18 protein-coding genes and 1 tRNA gene are annotated in these 19,196 nt (G+C 71.4%); 10 read left to right on the forward strand and 9 right to left on the reverse strand.

Annotated features, from left to right (window positions below):
- Positions 1–217 precede the first annotated feature (217 nt).
- A complete protein-coding gene (locus PS271_RS20015) occupies positions 218–649 on the forward strand; it encodes a MarR family winged helix-turn-helix transcriptional regulator (RefSeq protein WP_106681145.1) in 432 nt (143 codons plus the stop codon).
- A 25-nt stretch (positions 650–674) separates the two neighbouring features.
- Here PS271_RS20015 and PS271_RS20020 read toward each other — a convergent pair whose 3' ends face one another.
- Positions 675–1,439, reverse strand: coding sequence for a hypothetical protein (locus PS271_RS20020; RefSeq protein ID WP_398383481.1), 765 nt, complete (start codon positions 1,437–1,439; stop codon positions 675–677).
- 302 nt (positions 1,440–1,741) lie between these two features.
- Here PS271_RS20020 and PS271_RS20025 point away from each other — a divergent pair, with 302 nt between their 5' ends.
- From PS271_RS20025 to PS271_RS20045, 5 genes are all read left to right on the forward strand, one after another.
- Positions 1,742–4,327 (forward strand): sensor histidine kinase, encoded by a 2,586-nt coding sequence (locus PS271_RS20025; protein WP_398383482.1) that lies wholly within the window; start codon positions 1,742–1,744, stop codon positions 4,325–4,327.
- Entirely contained in the window at positions 4,324–4,833 is a 510-nt protein-coding gene (locus tag PS271_RS20030) for a roadblock/LC7 domain-containing protein (RefSeq protein ID WP_398383483.1), read from the forward strand. The genes PS271_RS20025 and PS271_RS20030 overlap by 4 nt, the downstream gene beginning before the upstream one ends.
- Complete coding sequence (locus PS271_RS20035; RefSeq protein ID WP_398383484.1) at positions 4,830–5,219, forward strand: DUF742 domain-containing protein; 390 nt, start codon at positions 4,830–4,832, stop codon at positions 5,217–5,219. Before PS271_RS20030 ends, PS271_RS20035 begins: the two co-directional genes overlap by 4 nt.
- Before the next feature lie 88 nt (positions 5,220–5,307).
- Entirely contained in the window at positions 5,308–5,922 is a 615-nt protein-coding gene (locus PS271_RS20040) for a GTP-binding protein (protein WP_398386946.1), read from the forward strand.
- 10 nt (positions 5,923–5,932) lie between these two features.
- A complete protein-coding gene (locus PS271_RS20045; RefSeq protein WP_398383485.1) occupies positions 5,933–7,198 on the forward strand; it encodes a styrene monooxygenase/indole monooxygenase family protein in 1,266 nt (421 codons plus the stop codon).
- A gap of 4 nt (positions 7,199–7,202) precedes the next feature.
- Here PS271_RS20045 and PS271_RS20050 read toward each other — a convergent pair whose 3' ends face one another.
- The 4 genes from PS271_RS20050 to PS271_RS20065 all read right to left on the reverse strand — a co-directional run bounded on the left by PS271_RS20050 (position 7,203) and on the right by PS271_RS20065 (position 10,703).
- Entirely contained in the window at positions 7,203–8,366 is a 1,164-nt protein-coding gene (locus PS271_RS20050; protein ID WP_398383486.1) for a C40 family peptidase, read from the reverse strand.
- A gap of 197 nt (positions 8,367–8,563) precedes the next feature.
- Positions 8,564–8,851, reverse strand: a complete 288-nt coding sequence (locus tag PS271_RS20055) for a DUF8847 domain-containing protein (RefSeq protein WP_398383487.1) — start codon at positions 8,849–8,851, stop codon at positions 8,564–8,566.
- Positions 8,852–8,865: 14 nt separating this feature from the next.
- Complete coding sequence (locus tag PS271_RS20060) at positions 8,866–9,651, reverse strand: TetR/AcrR family transcriptional regulator (RefSeq protein ID WP_398383488.1); 786 nt, start codon at positions 9,649–9,651, stop codon at positions 8,866–8,868.
- 119 nt (positions 9,652–9,770) lie between these two features.
- Entirely contained in the window at positions 9,771–10,703 is a 933-nt protein-coding gene (locus tag PS271_RS20065) for an AurF N-oxygenase family protein (RefSeq protein WP_398383489.1), read from the reverse strand.
- Positions 10,704–10,873: 170 nt separating this feature from the next.
- Here PS271_RS20065 and PS271_RS20070 point away from each other — a divergent pair, with 170 nt between their 5' ends.
- Positions 10,874–12,061, forward strand: a complete 1,188-nt coding sequence (locus PS271_RS20070; RefSeq protein WP_398383491.1) for a ferritin-like domain-containing protein — start codon at positions 10,874–10,876, stop codon at positions 12,059–12,061.
- A gap of 113 nt (positions 12,062–12,174) precedes the next feature.
- The gene (locus PS271_RS20075) at positions 12,175–13,014 is read left to right on the forward strand and encodes a polysaccharide deacetylase family protein (RefSeq protein ID WP_398383492.1); all 840 of its coding nucleotides are present in this window, start codon (positions 12,175–12,177) and stop codon (positions 13,012–13,014) included.
- Positions 13,015–13,040: 26 nt separating this feature from the next.
- On the opposite strand, the gene PS271_RS20080 is transcribed toward PS271_RS20075, so the two are convergent.
- From PS271_RS20080 to PS271_RS20090, 3 genes are all read right to left on the reverse strand, one after another.
- Positions 13,041–14,606, reverse strand: a complete 1,566-nt coding sequence (locus PS271_RS20080) for an amino acid permease (protein WP_398383493.1) — start codon at positions 14,604–14,606, stop codon at positions 13,041–13,043.
- Positions 14,607–14,683: 77 nt separating this feature from the next.
- A complete protein-coding gene (locus tag PS271_RS20085) occupies positions 14,684–15,649 on the reverse strand; it encodes a hypothetical protein (RefSeq protein WP_398383494.1) in 966 nt (321 codons plus the stop codon).
- 292 nt (positions 15,650–15,941) lie between these two features.
- Positions 15,942–16,027, reverse strand: a tRNA-Arg gene (locus PS271_RS20090).
- Between the two features lie 555 nt (positions 16,028–16,582).
- Here PS271_RS20090 and PS271_RS20095 point away from each other — a divergent pair.
- Together PS271_RS20095 and PS271_RS20100 are read left to right on the forward strand one after the other, a co-directional pair.
- Positions 16,583–17,416, forward strand: a complete 834-nt coding sequence (locus PS271_RS20095; RefSeq protein ID WP_398383495.1) for an SLATT domain-containing protein — start codon at positions 16,583–16,585, stop codon at positions 17,414–17,416.
- Between the two features lie 361 nt (positions 17,417–17,777).
- Positions 17,778–18,296, forward strand: a complete 519-nt coding sequence (locus PS271_RS20100) for an SAVMC3_10250 family protein (protein ID WP_398386948.1) — start codon at positions 17,778–17,780, stop codon at positions 18,294–18,296.
- 181 nt (positions 18,297–18,477) lie between these two features.
- On the opposite strand, the gene PS271_RS20105 is transcribed toward PS271_RS20100, so the two are convergent.
- Complete coding sequence (locus PS271_RS20105) at positions 18,478–18,951, reverse strand: DUF4429 domain-containing protein (protein WP_398383496.1); 474 nt, start codon at positions 18,949–18,951, stop codon at positions 18,478–18,480.
- Positions 18,952–19,196 lie beyond the last annotated feature (245 nt).

Raw genomic sequence — 19,196 nt, forward strand, 5'->3', positions numbered from 1 at the left:
CATGTCATAAATGACGTTATGGCGGCGGACGCGCCAGGCATAGGGGGACGCGGTGCTGCCGTTGGTCTAATCCTGCGAAATACTGGCGGAGCTGCGGTGAAGACCGCGAACGGGAAAAACTTTCAACAACCGGAAAACCGGAGAGGTTCCTGACGTGCACCAGACGACTACCCCGCCCCCCGGGGAGGGCGGGCCGGGCGCCGCGCAGGGCAGAGGTATGGACCAGGCGTACCTCTCGCTGGAACGCGAGCTGGCCGTCTTCCTGCGCCGGGCCCGGGCGTCGTCCGGTGAGATGGCGCGCGAGGTGCACCCCGAGCTGGAGGCCGCCGCCTACGGCCTCCTCGTCCGCCTGGAGGACGCGGGAGCGCAGCGCGCCACGGACCTCGCGGCGTACTTCGGGGTCGGCAAGGCCACGATGAGCCGCCAGCTGCGCGCGCTGGCCGAGCTCGGCCTCGTCACCCGCGAGCCGGATCCGGCCGACGGCCGGGCGTCCCTCGTGCGCATCACGGAGGAGGGCCGCGCCCGCTTCACGCGCGTGCGCGACGCCCGCCGTGCGCAGTACGTACGCAAACTGGCGGACTGGGACCGCGGCGAAGTGGCGGAGCTGGCCCGCCTGCTCCACCAGCTGAACACGAGCGCGGAGCAGTAGGGCCGGCCGCGCGGCGGCGCGGCGGCTAGAGCTCCACGTACACGGCCGCCGCGTCGTCGTGCCGCTTCCCGAGCCGCTCTCCCCGCACGCCCTCCTCCGCGGCCCGTACGCGGTCGATGAGCGCCTGGGGGCCCTCCTTCGCGAGGACGGCCAGGCAGTCCGGCCAGTCCCCCTCCCGGAACACCTCCACCCACCGCCCCGCGCCGTCCGTGAGCGCGGCCAGTGCCCGCACCTCCGCCCGCGCGAGCGAACCGGTCACCGCCCGCCCGGCGACGTCCGGGTCCGCCGCCGCCGTGAAGAACCCGCCCTCCGCGTTGCGCGCGGCGTCCGTCACCGGCCCCAGGGCCCGCAGCCGTTCGATGCGGTCGTCCAGGACGGCCGTCACCGCGCCGTTCGCGGACTCGACGAGGAGCGCGGAGTCGGACAGCACCAGGTACTCCACGCGTACGTCGTCCCACCGCACCGCGACGACCGTGGCCTGCGGCGTGCGCCGGTGGCCGAGGTCGCACGTGCCCCGATGGGCCTCCGCCGTACGGGAGATGGCGCCTGACAGGCAGCGGGTCAGGCTCAGCTCCCGCTCCGAGACGGCCAGTTCGAGCAGCGCTCCGCCCAACCGCGCCGTGAACCAGGGCACTCCGTGCACGCATCCGGTCTCCCCGGAGGGCGGCGGCGTGACCCCGTCGAGCAGCACCAGCGCACCGCCCTTACCGGAGGCCGGCAGGGCGACGGATGCGAAGTCCTCGTTCGGGTGTCGGAGATCCCCCGGCTGGGTGGCGAGTTCGATGCGCATGGGGCCAGTGTGCCGGATGCCGGAATTCCACCGTGGCACGTGCGCATCCTGTCGCCGTCCTCCGCGTTGCTTCAGGTGACGTGCTGACCTGGCACGTGTGCGATGAGTGAAGCAGGCCGATTGTCAATCAGTAAGGGATGTTCACTCCTTCGAGTGGCCGGGCGGTCGATGGGCACCCCCGTCCCTCAGAGGTGCTGAAAGGGTCAAATCAGTACCAGGGGTGGGACGAGAGAAGATTGTGAGCACCGGTGCGGAAGAAGCGGCTTGGGGGCGGCGGCGGACGGAAGCCGCGGGCCACGGCGGTGCCGGAGCGCACCGCCCGCGTACGTAACCGACTGACCGTATCCGTCGCGGTCATCACCCTCGCCGTGCTCGGCGCGAGCACCTTCGGCGTCCGCGAGGCGGCGCGGGACCTCGCCGAGGCGCGCCGCCTGGCCGCCCTGGCGAGCGCCGACGCCTCGGCCCTCGCCCTCGCGCACTCCCTGGCGGACGAGCGCGACGCCATGGTCCAGTACGTGGCGGGGGGCCGCGCCGACTCCACCGGCGCCGGCCTCTCCGACCGCCAACGGGTCGCCGTGGACCGGCAGATCGCGGAGTTCCGCCCCGGCGCCCCGGCGTCCGTGCGCGAGCTCCTCGACGCCCTCCCCCACACCCGCCGCGAGGCCTACTCCGGCAAGGGCGACGCCCTCGCCGCCTACAACGCCTACACCCCCGCCGTGCGGGCCCTGCGCGGCCTCGCCGACACCCTCGACCGGCGCACCCGCGGCGACTCCGCCGCCCTGCCGCCCCTCGCCCGCGCCACCGAAGCGGCCTCCGCGAGCCGCGGCCTGCTCCTGGGCGCCCTGGCCGCCCAGGGCCGCAAGCCCGAGCTGGCCGCGGCGGCCCAGCGCGCCGACGCCCGTACGCAGGACGCTCTGGCCGACTTCACCCGCCTCGCGCCCCCCGCCGCCCGCGACGCCTACGCCGAGGCCGTCACCGGCCCCGAAGTCACCGAGGCCCAGAGCCTCCTCGACAAGCTCACCCGCTCCCCGTCCTCCGGCGAGCTCGCCGCCCAGCCCGCCGAGCCGGTCCGCACCGCCCTCACCACCCGCCTCCAGCGCATGCGGGGCGTCGAGGACGCCCTCGCCGAGGCCGAGGCGCCCCGCCTGGAGACGCTGCGCCACGAGGCCATGACGGAGCTGGAGCGGCGGGTCATGGCCGCCGCCCTGTGCCTGTTCACCGCCCTCTTCACCGGCATCTGGGCCGCCCGCTCGGTCACCCGCCCGCTCGCCTCCGTACGGCTCGGCACCCGCCGCGTGAGCGCCGACCCGGTCACCGAGGAGCCCATCGCCTTCAAGGGCCGCGACGACGAATTCGCCGAGACCGCCCGGGCCGTCAACCACCTCCAGGGCAAGTTCCGCCGCCAGCAGGGCCGCATCGCCGCCCTCGAAGGCGAGCGCACCCGCCTCATCGCCGCCCGCCAGGACGCCGCCGACGAACGCGACTCCCTGCGCGCCGAACAGCAGCGCCTCGCCGAGCGCCTCGCCGCCCTCCCCGCCGAGCACCCCGGCGGCGAGGCCCGCGAGCTCGGCATCCTCGTCGGCCTGTCGCTGCGCACCCTCGGCCTCGTCGAGCGCCAACTGGCCGTCATCGAGGGCATGGAGGCCCACGAGGCCGACCCGGAGCGCCTCGACACCCTCTTCAAACTCGACCACCTCGCCACCCGGATGCGCCGCAACAGCGAGAACCTCCTGGTGCTCGCCGGAGCCGAGAGCGGCACCGGCCGCTCCGGGCCCGTACCGCTCCTCGACGTCCTGCGGGCGGCCTCCGGCGAGATCGAGCGCTACCAGCGGGTGCGCATCCAGTCCCTGCCGCCGCACGCCCGCCTCGCCGGCTTCGCCTCCGAGGACGTCAGCCACCTCGTCGCCGAACTGCTGGAGAACGCCACGGCGTTCTCCCCGCCCGACGCCCAGGTCCAGGTCTCCGCATGGCACCTGGAGGGCGGCGAGATCGTCCTCTGCGTCCAGGACGAGGGCATCGGCATGGAACCCGAGCGGCTCGCCGAGGCCAACGCCCTGCTCGCCGACCCCGCCCCCGCCGGGCCCCCGCCCGCCGTCCCCGACCACACCGGCCGCGCCGGAGCCGCGGGCCGCCCCGGGCGCACGGGGCAGTCGACGCTCGGCCTCGGCCTGTACGTCGTCGCCCGGCTCGCCGCCCGGCACGGCATCCGCGTCCAGCTGCGCGAGCAGGCCACCGGCGGGGTCGCCGCCGTCGTCGTCCTGCCCGTGGGCCTGCTGCCCGCCGGTCCGCCCGCCGTCACCGGCCTCGACGGCACCCCGCCCGTCCCCGGCGCCGCGGCCGCCCCCCGGGTCCACCTCCCCGGCTCCATCGCCGAGGCCAACTCCCACACGCTGCGCGGCCGCCCCCAGCACACGCACCGGGCGCCCGGAGCCCACGCGGCCCGCCCCGCCCACGCCCAGGTGCCGCCGCCCGTCCACCCGGCCGACCCGCCGCCCGCGCCCGTCCCGGGCCCCGCCGAGACCGACGCGACGATGCAGCTCACCGCCTTCACGGAGGCGGCCGCGCCCCCGGCCCCGCCCGCCCCTCCTTCGACGGGGCGCCACGCCCGCCCGTCAGCGCCCGCCGACGGCACGCCCCCCGGCGCCGCCCTGCCCAACGGCACCGCGCTGCCCAAGCGCACCCCCAAAGCCGCCCCCCAGCGGCCCGCCCCCCAGCGCGTGCGCCAGGGCGTCGACGCCGAAGCGCTGCGCCGCAAGCTCGCCGGCTTCCAGCGCGGCGCCGCCGACGGGCGCCGCGACGCCCGGGCCGAGCTCGCCGGACGCGACACCCAACGGAACCAAGCGGGCCCGCCGGCCGACGGCGGCACCCCCGAGGAGGCACGCGGTTGACTGCATTCCCCCGGGGGGCGACCCCCGTATCCCCCGCCGGCCCCGCCGCGTACGGGCTGAGCCACGAAGCCCGCAATCTGCACTGGCTGCTGACCAACCTCGTCGAGGAGGTGCCCGGCGTGCGGTCCGTCGCCGTCGTCTCCTCCGACGGCCTGCTCCTGCTCTCCTCCGACCCGCGCCTGGTGCACCGCGGCGAGAGACCGGAAGGGCCGCGCGGCTCCACGGCCGACCTCGCCACCATCGTGGCGGGGCTGGGCAGCCTGACGACCGGCGCCGCGTGCCTCATGGACGGCGGCTTCGTCAAGCAGACCATGGTCGCCATGGACGAGGGCAGCCTGTTCGTGATGACCATCAGCGACGGCTCGCTGCTGGGCGTCCACGCCGAGCCCGACTGCGACATGAGCGTCGTCGCCTACCACATGGCCCTCTTCGTCGGCCGGGCCGGACACGTCCTCACGCCCGAACTCCGCAGGGAGCTGCGGCAGTCGGTGGAGACGGTCGGATGACCGCCCCCGCCGCCTGCGGCAAGCCGGCGCGCGTCCGCCCGTACTCCCTCGCCGGCGGGCGCCCCCGCCGGTGCCGGCTGCTGCTCGTCGAGACCTTCGTGGCGGCCCTCGACGTGGACGGCACCGCCCCCGGCCGCGGCCCGGGGGCGGCCGGCCCCCACCCGCGGATCCCGCCCGAGGGCCGCGCCATCGTGGACCTGTGCCACCGGCTGCGGTCGGTCGCCGAGATCGCCGCGCTGCTGCGCATGCCGCTCGGCGCCGTACGGGTCCTCCTCCTCGAACTGGCCGAGCAGGGCAGGGTTCGCGTCTTCGACACCGCCCACGGCACCGGCCGGCCCGACCGCGCGCTGCTGGAAAGGGTGCTCGGTGGACTGCACAGACTCTGACCCCGGCCTCCAGGACCTCCCCCGGGAAGCCGGGCCCGGCGCGAGGCCGCCGGCCGGCGCCCTCGTGCCCGCCGTGCCCGCCGCCCTCGTGCCCGCCACGCTCGGCGCCGTCGCCGCCGACGACGCGCCGCGCCCCTGGCAGAGCGACCGCACCCGCGCCCCCCTCGCCACGAAGATCGTCGTGGCGGGCGGCTTCGGCGTCGGCAAGACCACCTTCGTCGGATCCGTCTCGGAGATCACGCCGCTGCGCACCGAGGCCCTGATGACCGCCGCCGCGCAGGACGTCGACGACGCCACCGCGACCCCCGCCAAGCGGACGACCACCGTCGCCATGGACTTCGGGCGGCTCACCCTCGACGCCGACCTCGTCCTCTACCTCTTCGGCACCCCCGGCCAGAAACGATTCTGGTTCATGTGGGACGACCTCGTGCGCGGCGCCATCGGCGCCGTCGTGCTGGCCGACACCCGGCGCCTCGCGGAGTCCTTCCCCGCCCTCGACTACTTCGAGACCGCCGGCCTGCCCTACGTCGTGGCGGTCAACCACTTCGAGGGCGCCGACCACCACGCCCCCGAGGCCGTGCGCGAGGCGCTCGCGCTGCCGCCGCCCGTCCCGGTGGTGACCATGGACGCCCGGAAGCGGATCACGGTCGTCGACACCCTGCTGGCCCTCGTCGGCCGGGCGCTCGACACCCTGCCCGAGTGAGGAGCGACCCGTGCGACGGATCCTCATCGCCGGGGCCGGCCAGTCCGGCCTCCAGCTGGCCCTCGGCCTCCAGTTCCACGGCTACGACGTGACGCTGATGTCCAACCGCACGTCCGAAGAGATACGTTCCGGCCGGGTGATGTCCACCCAGTGCATGTTCCCCACGGCCCTCGGCCACGAGCACGCGCTCGGCCTCGGCTTCTGGGCGGCCGCCGCCCCGCGCATCGAGGGCGTCGGCGTCTCCGTCGCCGAGCCGGGGCCCGCCGGCGGCCCGTACCGGCGCGCCGTCGACTGGCTCGGCCGGCTCGGCGGCTGCGCCCAGTCCGTGGACCAGCGGCTGAAGATGTCCGGCTGGCTGGACACCTTCGCCGAGCGCGGCGGCCGCCTGGCCGTCCACGCCGCCGCGGTCTCCGACCTGGACGCCCTCGCCGCCCACTACGACCTGGTGCTCGTCGCCACCGGCAAGGGCGAGCTCGCGGAGCTCTTCGACCGCGACCCCGCCGGCTCCCCGTACGCGGTCCCGCAGCGTGCCCTGGCCGTCGCCTACGTGCACGGGCTCGGCCCGCGCCCCGAGCACCCGGACACCGAGGCGGTGCGCTGCAACCTCGTGCCCGGCGCGGGGGAGCTGTTCGTGCTGCCCACCCTCACCGTCTCCGGCCGTGCCGACGTCCTGTTCTGGGAGGCCGTGCCGGACGGGCCCCTGGACGCCTTCCAGGACCAGCCCGGCCCCGGCGAGCACCTGGCACGGACCCTGGAGCTGATGGAGCACTACGTGCCCTGGGAGTACGCCCGGGCGACCCGCGTCGAGCTCACCGACGCCCAGGCGACGCTGGCCGGCCGCTACACCCCGGGCGTGCGCGACCCCGTCGGCCGGCTGCCCTCCGGCGGGCTGGTCCTCGGCGTCGCCGACGCGGTCGTCGCCGACGACCCCGTCACCGGCCAGGGCGCCAACTCCGCCGCCAAGTGCGCCGCCGCCTACCTCGCCGCGATCGTCCGGCACGGCGAGCGGCCCTTCGACGAGGCGTGGATGCGGGCGGCGTTCGCCGGCCACTGGGTCTCGGCCCGGCACACCACCGCCTGGACCAACGCGATGCTCGCACCGCGCCAGCCCGCGCACGTGCGGGAGCTCCTGGAAGCGGCGGGCCGCCACCAGTCGCTCGCCGACCGCATCGCGGGCGGCTACGACGACCCGGAGGACTTCGCCGACTACTTCTACGACGCGCAGGACGCGGCGGCGTGCGTGGCGGCGCTGGGCGAAGAGGAGGATTCCGGCTGACCTCTTATGACGGTGCCGTCGCCGACCCGTACCCCGCGTCCGAGCCGTTCGAGGCGCCCTCCGGCAGCGGCGGCAGCTCGTACTTCCGCAGCGGCGCCTCGCCCGCGTCCGGGCGGACCGCCCCGAGCAGCGGATTGGCGGCGATCGGCGAGACCTTCACGCTGCCGCCGGGCCGCGGTGCCTGCATCACCAGGCCGTTGCCGATGTAGAGCGCCACGTGCGTGGCGTCCTCGAAGTAGACCACCAGGTCGCCCGGGCGCAGCTCGTCGAGCGCCACCCGCGGCAGGGTCCGCCACTGCTCCTGGCTCGTGCGCGGGATGGTGTCGCCCGCGTGGGCCCAGGCCTGTGAGGTGAGCCCCGAGCAGTCGAAGGCGTCCGGCCCGGCCGCACCCCACACGTACGGCTTGCCGAACTGCTCGAAGGCGTAGGCGATGGCCTTGCGGCCCGCGGCGGACGGCCTGGTCGAGCCGCTCAGCCGGCCCGAGGAGAGCAGCGCGCGCTGGGCCTCGCCGATGTTCTTCTGCTCCAGCCGCTGGATGTCGGCGAGCTGCTTGCCGGTCAGCGAGGCGAGCATCTTCTCCACCTCGCCGAGGCTCTTCTTGACCTTGTCGCGCTGCTGCTTCTGCTTCGCGGCCAGCACTTGCTGCTCGTTGAGGGCCTCGCGCGCCGTGAAGGCCACGTCGGAGGCGCGCTTCGCGTCCTTGGTGAGGCGGCCGACCGTGGCCGCCCGCTGGCCCGCGGCCCGCTGGATCTGATGGCCCCGGTCGAGCGCCTGCTGCGGGTCGGGGCTGAGGAGGACGGAGACGTACGGGGCGAGGGTGCCGCTCGTGCCCTGGTACTGCTCGCGGGCGAGCCGCCCGGCGGCGTCCCGGCTGCCGGTGAGGGCGACGCGGGCCGTGGCGAGCTCCTCGTTGAGCGCGTCCACCCGCTGGTGCTGCTTCTTGAGCTTCTCCTCGGTCGCGTTGAACGTCTCCGTGGCCTCCTCGGCCTTGCGGTAGAGCGTCTGGAGCCGGGTGAGCAGGGTGTGGACGGACGGGGCTGAGGGGGCGGACGGCTGGTCGGGCGGGGCCGCGGGGGCGGCCGCCGCCGGGGGCAGGGGCAGTGCGAGCGACGTGGCGCCGGCCATCAGCGCCGCCGTGCAGACAGAACGCACGAACCGTCCTGACACGAGCTCACCTCCGTGGGGGCGTGATCGTTTTGCCCAGGGAGGATCGTGCCACGTGTGGTCCTATTTATGGGAGTGCTGTGGGCGAATCCGCCTAACCCGCTCACCCCATGGTTGCGAGGGCGTCACCCGGCCGGCGGCACGGGGCACCCGTGTGCCCCGGATGCCGCCGCGGGGCGCCCTTGCGGGGTCCTTGCGGCTCAGGCGTCCGCCCCGGGGCGCGGCGGCTTCGTCCACGGCCACTTCAGGCCCCGCTCCGGCCGGCGGCCCTCCGGGTCGTACACGTACTTCCAGCCCTTGTGCAGCCCCAGGCGGCGCGTCGTGCCCGCCTGGACCCGGTGGTAGACGAGGACCGTCGGCTTCCCGCCGTGCTCGTCCGGCACCGGCACCTCGTAGACCTTCGGCGGGTGCCCGGTGTGCCCCAGCAGTACCGGCAGTACGCGCCCGTCCAGGGGGCCGCCCTCGAAGGGCGTATTTTCGCTTCTCACGCCCCCAGTCTCCGTCAGACGCGCGCCCCGTCCGCGGACGTAGGCGAGGGGATCAGATGCGCCGCCTCCGACACCACCGGAAGGACCTGGCCGGCCAGGCGCCCCACGGGCCCGTCCGCGCACTCCAGGGCCAGGGCGGCGCGGGTCGCCTCGGCCGTCTGCGGGTCGCTCGCCGACGTGGCCGTCAGGAGCGCCACGAAATGGTCGACCAGCCAGTCGCGCAGCTCGTGCACCGGCGGCTGCTTGTCCTCGTCCAGCCAGATCAGGGACGCCGCCTCCACGGCCGTGATCCACGTCCGGACCATCATGCGCAGCCGGAGTCCCGGCTCCGGCACCTGGAGGTGCTTGAGGATCTGCGCGGCGGCCGCCCGCCGCACCCCGTCCACGATCGCGCCCGTACGGGAGGTCTCGGCGACGCTGCCGCCTTGCAGCAGCGCGCTGAACCCGGCGTCGTGCTCGTCCACGAACGCCAGGTAGCGGTCCAGGGCGGCGGCCAGGCGGCCCGTGAGGGGGCCGGTCTGCGGCTCGGCGAAGCACAGCTCCAGGTCGTCGGCGGCGCTGCGCAGCGCCGTCTCGTACAGCTGGGGCTTGCCGCCGGGGAAGTAGCGGTACACGAGCGGCCTCGACACCTTGGCGGCCGCCGCCACGTCGTCCAGGGAGACGTCCTCCGGCGCGTGGTGCGCGAAGAGGACGAGGGCGGCGGCGATCAGCTGGGTGCGGCGTTCCTCGACGCTGAGCCTGCGGTACGCGGGGCGGGCGGACGGAGTCGGTGCTGCCGGGGCGGTTCCGCTGCCGTTCATGCAGGGCAGCGTAACGGGGAGGGCGGGGAATGCCGCCCGGGCCCGGCCGGGGCGCGGGTCGTGCGGCCGGCCGCTTCAGGCCGGCAGGCCGGAGCTTTGAGGCCGGCAGGCCGGAGCTTTCAGGCCAGCAGGCCGGAGCTGCGCCACAGGCGGCGGCCCGCGCCCCGCAGCACGCCGATGTCGCCCAGGAAGCCGGTGAGCCGCTCGGCGCCCGCCTGCATCACCTCGCGCCGGTGCCCGCTCGCCCGGACCTGGGCGACGGCCTCGCGCCGGTCCAGGCCCACGTTCGTGTAGACGGCCGGGTTGACGAAGGCGACGGAGAAGACCCGGGCCGCCTCGCCGCAGCTGAGCCGGGTCAGGGACGCCTCCCAGCGCGGGCAGCCCACCATCTGGCGGCGCAGCTCCTCCCGGGCGTACCGGACGTGGCGCGCCTCCTCCACCACGTGGATCCGGGTCACGCCGCGCACCAGCGGCTGCACCCGCTCGTCGGGGAAGGTGAGGCGCTGCATGTAGTCGAGGATCTCCTCGCCCAGCAGCGTGCAGGCGAACGAACCGGGCGTGGTGGACACGGTCTTGAGGACGCGCGCGAGGTTGTGGTGCAGGGGGGACACGGGGTATGCGGGCGCGCCGCCGCGCTCGATCAGCCGGGCGAACATCTTCGAGTGCCGGCACTCGTCGGCGATCTCGGTGAGGGCGTAGCGGACGTGCGCGCTGGTGGCGGGCTTGTCGTAGACGTGCCGGACCAGCAGCTGCATCAGGATGAGCTCGAACCAGATGCCGAGCGAGGCGAGCGAGGCCGCCTCGTGCCGGGAGAGCTCGATGCGCTGCTCCTCGGACATCGTGCGCCACAGGGGGGTGCCGTAGAGGGAGAGCAGCTCGGGCGGCCAGAACCACATGCCGTCCACCAGGGGCGCGTCCCAGTCGAGTTCGGTGTCCGGGTCGAAGGAGTGTCTGGAGGAGGAGTCCAGCAGGCGGAGGGCGACCTGTTCGCGGTCCTTGAGCGGTCCGAGGGCGTCCCGAAGCCGGCCGACTACAGGGTTACTTGGGGTCACACCCTTATGAGACTGCCTGTCAGCAAGCACGTCAATCCTTTGGGGAACCCTTTCGGGAGTCCTTTCGGAGCCCTTTCGGGTGAGTTGGCGAGGGATCATTGACCCGGCGGTAACCGGCGTGTGAGCCTGCCCATGGGACCGGTGGTACCGGCAGGGGACGGGAGACGCCGATGGCGACGCGCAACCTCTACGCACATGACCCGGGCGACCCGGGCTGGACGGTGCCGGCGGCGGGCGCGGCCCGCTTCAGCTGGGAATACGACGAGGGCCGCGACAGGCTGCTGGCCCTCTACCAGAAGGGCAAGGACAAGCAGTGGGATGCGGACAAGCGCATCGACTGGTCCCTGCCCGTCGATCCGTACGACCCGCTCGGCCTGCCCGACGAGTCCAGCCCGCTCTTCGGCACCCCGCACTGGGGCCGGCTGGGTGACAAGGACAAGGGCGAGCTGCGGCGCATGTACGCGGGCTGGCAGTTCAGCCAGTTCCTCCACGGCGAGCAGGGCGCGATGGTCTGCGCCGCCCGCATCGTGGAGTCCGTGCCGGATCTGGACGCCAAGTTCTACTCCGCCACCCAGACGATGGACGAGGCCCGCCACGCCGAGCTCTACGGCCGCTTCCTCCACGAGAAGATCGGCCTGCTCTACCCCGTCGACGACAGTCTCCAGTCGCTGCTGGGCGACACCCTGCGCGACTCCCGCTGGGACATGCCGTACCTCGGTATGCAGGTGCTCATCGAAGGCCTGGCCCTCGCCGCCTTCGGCATGCTGCGGGACATCACGGACAAGCCGCTGCCCAAGCAGATCCTCGCCTACGTCATGCAGGACGAGGCCCGGCACGTCGCCTTCGGCCGCATGGCGCTGCGCGACTACTACCGGCAGCTGTCGCGCGCCGAGCTGCGCGAGCGCGAGGAGTTCGTCATCGAGGGCTGCTATCTGATGCGCGACCGGCTGCGGGGCGAGGTGGTGCTCACCGACTTCGGCATCCCCCACGACGAGGCGATAAAGCTGAGCGAAGAGTCCGAATACGTGCGGCTCTTCCGGAAGTTGCTGTTCTCGCGCATCGTGCCGTGCGTCAAGGACATCGGGCTGTGGGGCGAGCGGCTGCAGCGCGCGTACGTCGACATGGGCGTGCTGGAGCTGGGCGACGCGAGCCTGGACCTGCTGATGGCGCAGGACGAGGAGGTCGCCGAGAAGCTCGACGCGGAGCGCTTCGCGGCGGAGGAGGCCGCGCGGAAGGGCGAGGTCGCGGAGGTGATCGCCGCCGGTGCGGGGGAGGCCGCCGGTGCGGGAGATGCTGCCGGTGCGGGAGATGCTGCCGGAACGGCTGCCCGAGCGGACGCCGGAACGCCGGAAGTGTGAGTCCTGGCAAGGAACTTGCAGTCCTTGAGGGTTGATGTCCTTCTTCGAGCCCTCTTGGGAACCTTCCTTTCGGTATGGACGTCTTCGGGTGCACACCGAGGGAGGGGACGCTCATGGCACGACCGGCCGCTCGGAGGAATCGACGTCTCGTCATCGCGACGGCTTCGGCCGTGGCGCTCTACGCCACGCTCTCCGGATGCGTGGCCATGGCCACGGAGGGCCCGGGGGCGAGTGCGGGGCCGAGCAACAGCGCTGGTAGCAGCGGCAGTTCCGGCGGCTCCGCCGGAGGGGACAAGGGGAGGTCTCCCGGCGCGGCGCCCTCGGCCCCGGCGGAGCCGCCGGCCCGGGTGTCGGCCGAGATCACGCACGAGAGCGAGGACCCGGGAAAAACGGTCAACCTGACCATCGACGACGGCCCCGATCCCAGCTGGACGGTGAAGGTCCTCGCCCTGCTCAAGAAGTACGACGCGAAAGCGACGTTCTGCATCATCGGGTCGCGGGCCCGGGAGTACCCCGACCTCGTGAAGAAGGTCACCGCGGCCGGCCACCGGCTGTGCGACCACTCCGTCGACCACAACACCGCCATGGACAAGCGCGCCGAGCCCTACCAGGAAGGACAGGTCCTCGACGCCCAGAAGATGATCGAGGAGGCGGCGGGGGAGGGCGCCCGGGTGCGCTACTACCGGGCGCCGGGCGGTGCGTTCACCCCGTACAGCCGAGAGGTCGCCGCGTCGCACGGCATGCGCCCCCTCGGCTGGAACGTCGACACCCACGACTGGCAGAACCCCGGCGCCGACCGCATCGTCGAGACGGTGAAGAAGGGCATGAAGGAGGGCCCGACGGTGCTCTTCCACGACGGTGGCGGCAACCGCGGCCAGACGGTGGAGGCGCTGGAGAGGCTGCTGCCGTGGTTCAAGGAGCAGGGGTACGCGTTCAGCTACCCGAAGATCTAGCGGGTCCGGCGGGCAGCTCCCTGCTCCTACCAGCGAAAAAGATCGGAAGCCTGAGACTCCCGGGCCGGATCCTGAAGGGGCGCGGCGTTGCGCGGGTGTTCCGGCCGGAGGAACCACGTGCGGGCCGAGGCGAGCCACCAGACACCGGCGAACCCCAGGACGGCGGCGACCGCGACGGGGGCGTAGTTGAACGTGTCGGCGGTGACGGGGCTCGTCTGCGGCAGCATGAACAGCACGGTGATCACGGCGACCCAGCCGATGGCCACGACGCCGACCGGCTTCGACCAGCGGCCCAGGTGCCAGGGCCCGCGCTCGAAGGCGTCGCCCTTGCGCAGCCGCAGCAGGGTCGGCGCGGCGTAGGCGAGGTACAGGCCGATGGTGGCGATCGAGGTCACCGCGGCGTAGGCCGTGGAGTTGACGAGGTACGGCAGGCCCAGGACGAAGGCGCCCGCGGCGGCCAGCCAGACGGCGTTGGTGGGGGTGCGCGTCTGTGGGTTGATCCGGTGCCAGACGCGGGAGAAGGGCAGGGCGCCGTCCCGCGAGAACGCGTAGATCATCCGCGAGTTGGCGGTCACGGACGCCATGCCGCAGAACAGCTGCGCGGCGATCACGACGAGCAGGAGCAGCTTCCCGCCGGCCGGGCCGAGCGCGTCCAGGAAGATCTGCGCGGGCGGGACGCCGGTGGCGGTGCCGGCCGTGCCGTCCCAGTCCTGGATCGCGTACGTCAGGCCGGCCAGCAGGACGAAGCCGGCGATCCAGGACACCCAGATCGACCGGACGATGCCGCGCGGCCCCGCGACCGCCGCGTCGTTCGTCTCCTCCGTCATGTGGGCGGAGGCGTCGAAGCCGGTGAAGGTGTACTGCGCGACGAGGAGCGAGAGCAGCCCCACGTAGAGGCCGGAGGTCCAGCCGGTGTCGTTGACGAAGTGCGTGAAGACGAACGACGTCGACTGGTGCCGGCCCGGGACGAGGGCCAGCACGCCGACGATGACCAGGACACCCAGCAGGTGCCACCACACGCTCACGGAGTTCAGGAACGCCACCAGCCGCACGCCGAAGGTGTTCAGGACGGCGTGCAGCAGGAGCACCGCGCCGAACAGCGCGATCGTGTGGCCGGGCGTCGCCGCGAAGCCGAACTGGAGGTCGAGGTAGGCGTTGAGGAAGGAGGCCGCGCCGAAGTCGATGCCGGCGGTCGCCGCGACCTGCCCGAGCACGTTGAACCAGCCCGTGAACCACGCCCACGCCGCGCGCGAGCGCTCGGGCGCCATCCGGTGCGCCCAGAAGTACAGGCCGGCCGAGGTCGGGTACGAGGAGCACACCTCCGCCATCGCCAGCCCCACGAACAGCGACATCGCCCCGACGCCGATCCAGCCCCAGGTGAGCATGGCCGGACCGCCCGTCTTCATGCCGAAGCCGTACAGCGTCATGCAGCCGGAGAGCACGGAGATGATCGTGAAGGAGACGGCGAAGTTGGCGAAGCCGGACATGTGGCGGGCGAGGACCTGGGTGTAGCCGAGCTGGCGCAGGCGCTCCTCGTCGGAGACGCCGGAGCCGCCCGGGCCGCCGGGCCCGCCGGGAAGATCGAGTGGCACGCGATTCTCTTTCTCGTGAAGAACGGTCAGGGAATGTGCGCGTTGCTGGAACGTGGGCGGGCCCGGTGCCGAAAGGATCAGCCCCTGGGAGCCCGGTGCCGGGGAACCCGCCCCTCCCGAACAGCCCGGAGGGCCCACTTGCGGTGCCGTACGAAGAGCTCCTGGGCGTCCCCGCAGTACGACCAGGGCACCTCGGAGGCGTACGGGCCGATGGCTTCGAACACCTCGTGGGCCTCGGCGTGCCGCCCCGCGAAGGCCAGGGCGTGGGCGAGGTAGTTGGCGTCGTCGGTGAACTGGGCGTGGCGCCGCGTCCCGCGGTGCCGCCACCAGCCGTCCAGCACCGGGTCGATGTGCGGGCAGTCGATCCAGGGGTGGACGCTCAGCCCGTAGCTGGCCGCGTCCGTCTCCATCCGGTGCCGGTGCGACTCGGCGAGCGCGACCAGCGGCAGCACGGCGAGCGGCAGCCCGCGGGGCGCGGTGTCGGCCCGCTCCTGCGCCCAGTGGAACATCTCCGCCCCGGAGCCGTGGTTGCGGGCGAAGAGATAGGTGAGCAGCTCGTGGTGGGCCTCGCGGTTGTACGGGTCCCGCCGCACGATTTCGCCCCACACCTGCTCCAGCACGTTCCGGCCCGGCGCGTGGACCCGGATCAGCGCGAGCATCACCACCCAGGGGGAGGGGTCGCCCGGCACGGCCTCGGCGGCCGCCAGACAGGTCGACCAGGCGCGCTCCATCTCGGCCCGCCCCGCCCCGGCCCCGCTGATCACCGACCGCACCGCCTGCACGTGCGCGAGCAGCGCCAGCGCGTCCCCCGACCCCGGCTCGGCCCGCGCCCACGTATCGGCGAACCGCAACCCCGCCCCGGCCCGCGCCAGCACCTGCAACCGGAAGATCCGCCGGTCCCAGTCCGCCCCGGTGGCCCCGATCAGATCCCGGGGCCCCTCCCACCGCCCCATGGCGGCGTCCTCCAGCACGACCCGCAACGGCAGATCGTCCCGGGCCTGATGCAGCTCCAGCCCCTGCCCGGCCCCCCGCCGAAATCTCATCCGCCCCGCTTCCCTGAGTAACCGTCAAGTAGGCGTGTTGCGAGAAAACTTGGCAGGACGACCCGGCCGACCCGGATCACTCCTGCCCCTAGGGGACCGCACCTTACCCCGGCCGCCCCCACATCATGCCCACAACAACAAAAGCCCGTGAGTCAGCAGCGCTGAGCCAGGGGCTGAGGAGGTCATGCTCCGGAACAACGACAAAGGCCTGGATCCAGTGGTGACTGGGTCCAGGCCTTCAATCTCGGCACTCATGCAGGTCAGCGAACTGATTCAGCTGATCCGGCAGAAGTGCCCCCGGCAGGATTCGAACCTGCGCACACGGCTCCGGAGGCCGTGTGCTGATCGCTCTTCACTGGCCTCTGACCTGCGGCGGGCGCGGCATGAGGAGCGTGGCGGAACGAAGTGTGTCGGAACTGTGTCGCGCCCTGGGAGAGGATGACGCGCTCATGGCAGACATAGGGGCTCATCGAGGATCTGACCTACACGCTCCCTCGAGCTCTGACCTCCGGGCGGGATCTCATCAGGCCTCAGCCGCATGACTTGCCGACGCCCTCGCCCTTGCCGCCACAGGCCGGGAAACGGCCACGACCCTCGACCGGCTTCTCCCCTCCGTCGGCTGTTTGGTGCCGATGCGCCCCTACCGCTGACGAGCGGCTGACCGGGACCTCCAGCGCCGCACACCTGCCGCCGTGCGTTCCCCCCTGAAGGGGGGAACGCCGATTGGAGTCGGGTCGGGAGAAGCGGTACACCGCCGTGGGCCGCAGCTAGCTGAGCTCGTCGCGATAACGAAAGACCCGATGTAGCCCCTCAGATCACTCTGGTGCGACATCATGCTGCCAAGGGGGCATGGAGAGCCGCTGGATTGGCGCGGCGCTGACCGTTGGTCTCGACTCCATCGTTGGGGCTTATAGGTAAAGGGACGGACATTCGGTGACGGAGTCGCAAAATGCATCAACCACTGATGCTCTGATCGAGTACCGGAAAGAGATTGCTGACCTCCAGCAGCGTATCAAAAATAGGCGTTTTCAAGTCTCCGGCCTCTATGGGACCCCAATTGCGGTGCTGGTCGCGATTCTCGTCTGGCGCGGCGCGAAGATCACATTTTGGTTGAATGTCGCCGTACCGGCTGCCATCAACGGTACGTTTATGGGAATTACGGTATTCCTGTGCGCTGCGACCCTTGTGCAATTCGGGGCTGAATTTTTAGAAGGGGGGTTTTGGGAAGATTCGGGAACTCCGCTAAAGGGGCTTAAGCTTAAACTTGAGTTGGCTGAAGAGCAGAGGATTCTTGAGGCTAGGCGGCTCACTCCTCCAACTGTTGAGAGGCAAGCCTCATACAGGGAAAGGATTCCCGGCGAGATAGCCAGGTTGCGTAAAGAATCTCGGCACTACCGGCGTGTGCATCTCTTAATGCAATGGATGCTATTCTTCAGTTCGGCGGCTATCACTGGAGTTACAGCTTGGTATGACCCGCCGCAGCCGGGGAAAGGTGCTCTAATTGGCCTTGGGTTTACTGTGAGTGTAGTCACGGCCGCTGCTGGATATTTTAAGCCCCGCGAGCGTGCGTTCAACCTTCAGCAGACCGCCGACAGTATGGAGCAGCATGCGACTGCGCTTGAGCTCGGCATCATGCCTTATGCCGAAGGCGAAGAGAGTGCAAGGCTGAAGGATTTTGCTACTACGGTAGAAAGGTTGCGTGCGGATCAACGCATGCGTGAGCAGCAACTCGATCAACCCCAGCAGGGTCAGCAGGAAGTAATCTGACGGCGTCTGTTGAATATATGTGATACCCACCTGCTGCAGGTCGGGCGTCCGGAGCCTCAGGGGGATCAGATGCGAGAGCGGGAGTTGCTCTACCTGTCGACGGCAAAGCTAGACGAATTCTACCGGGTTCCAGAAAATGGGTTTGTCACCCGGCGGGCGGCTGAGGCTGAGACATCAGTGCTTGGTATCGGGGCCCGCGTATCTGTGGGGGAAGAGCCCGCGTGCGAAGTATCGCCCGGGGCCCGTCTGGAGCAGGTGGTGTCCCACATCCGAGAGAAGTGCTGGGCACACACTCGCGTTCCGGGCTCGTGTGAGTCCTTGATGGCTCGTGACTGGATCGAGTTTACTGGGCCCTTCTGATATGGCCCCGGATTGCGTGACTGGGGCTTGCTTGATCGCGGGGGTGTACACCTATGCGTCGTTGGAGGATTCCTCCTGCTCATTGAGAGATCGTGAAGAGTGCTCGGGTGTAGAACTCATCCTGTGTGGTTCGGTCCAACATGTACTAGAGCATCGAGACTGCGCGCCGAAGCGTATGGGGTCAGGATCCGACTGGCTGCACGACCTCGCTGCCGACCTGGTCGACCGTGAAGCACAGGGGGGCACCTCGATGCCGGACAGCTTGGTCTCCACCAGCCGAAGGGACCAGGAGTTTGCGGCACGCTCGTGCTACGCCATGCTCTGGCGTTTTGCTAACGGTGGGCCTGCGTACCTGCATGGTCATGCCCGAGTGTTGTGTAACTTCCCTCCGGAGAGGCTCGAGCATCGGCTGATCGTAGCTACCCCGCTGTACGTAGAGGCAGGGTCTCGGCCAAAGCCGGCGGGCATTACTGCCTCAACTAAGCCTACGCTCTCTAGGAGTTGGTGGCAGCACGACTGAGTGAGCTGGAGCGCTGTTCCGGCACAGGTGTCCGTGATGGGGCCCTGTGCTGTCATCAAGGCAGAGCATGCTCCTGACGCTGCTGGTGTCGACGGCTAGCGAGCGGCCTCGACTGGTCCAAGGTGGCCCGCAATCCCGCTCACTGTTCGTCGCTCGCCAGACTAATGAAAGTGAAGGGGTGTCACTGATCCAGCAGTCGTGCCTTCTGCTGTTCGAACTCAGCCGAGCTCAAAATGCCCTGGTCCCGCAGTGCGGCCAGCTTGGTCAACTCGTCCGCCAATGAGACGGGTGCCGTGGGTGCAGGTGGTGTCCGTTGCCCATGCTGTGCAGCGATCGCCTGGTCGAGGGCTGCCCGAATCTTCTCGAACTCTGGCTGTTGCTTCTTCGTGAAGACCACCGAGTTCTCATCCTGTGCAGCACTCGCGGTCTGCCCGCCGAAGGCCGATCGTCGCTCGTTGCCCCCCGGGAGAGTGAACTGGATAAAGCCGTTCACGAGTGGGCCGGCGGGCTTCCACTGGACAGCAGCGATCTGTGAGATATGCAGGCGTTTCTCACCCTTGCCGACGGTCGCCCGTGCGAGGAACCCCTTGCGGGTGATGGTGATGTATTGACCGTCGAACTGGACCTGACCACCTTGGCCACTGGCTTCGATCATGGCGTTACCCCCCCTTGCTTCGATGAGCGCCGTGGCGTGAGGCGGGTGTTGCCACCGTCCCCCCCCAGGTGCTGTCTTCGTTCCCACGCGCTGTGGCCTCTTGGTCGGGTTGAGGTCTCCAGCACTGATTCGTAGAACGAGGGCGAGGGCCCGCGGACACGTATGACCGCTGCGGTTGGTGCACTTCGCTGCTTCACTACGGCGGTAGCCGGGCGATCGCGGGCCTTGTGCCGTGAGGGATCGAA

The organism is Streptomyces sp. SCA2-17 (assembly GCF_044336695.1).

Bases quoted from the DNA above. Each gene is read 5' to 3' on its own strand.
- PS271_RS20070 (WP_398383491.1), top strand. From the start codon at position 10,874: ATGGCGACGCGCAACCTCTACGCACATGACCCGGGCGACCCGGGCTGG.
- PS271_RS20105 (WP_398383496.1), bottom strand. From the start codon at position 18,951: ATGATCGAAGCCAGTGGCCAAGGTGGTCAGGTCCAGTTCGACGGTCAA.
- PS271_RS20060 (WP_398383488.1), bottom strand. From the start codon at position 9,651: ATGAACGGCAGCGGAACCGCCCCGGCAGCACCGACTCCGTCCGCCCGC.
- PS271_RS20035 (WP_398383484.1), top strand. From the start codon at position 4,830: ATGACCGCCCCCGCCGCCTGCGGCAAGCCGGCGCGCGTCCGCCCGTAC.
- PS271_RS20075 (WP_398383492.1), top strand. From the start codon at position 12,175: ATGGCACGACCGGCCGCTCGGAGGAATCGACGTCTCGTCATCGCGACG.
- PS271_RS20085 (WP_398383494.1), bottom strand. From the start codon at position 15,649: ATGAGATTTCGGCGGGGGGCCGGGCAGGGGCTGGAGCTGCATCAGGCC.
- PS271_RS20020 (WP_398383481.1), bottom strand. From the start codon at position 1,439: ATGCGCATCGAACTCGCCACCCAGCCGGGGGATCTCCGACACCCGAAC.
- PS271_RS20100 (WP_398386948.1), top strand. From the start codon at position 17,778: ATGGCCCCGGATTGCGTGACTGGGGCTTGCTTGATCGCGGGGGTGTAC.
- PS271_RS20015 (WP_106681145.1), top strand. From the start codon at position 218: ATGGACCAGGCGTACCTCTCGCTGGAACGCGAGCTGGCCGTCTTCCTG.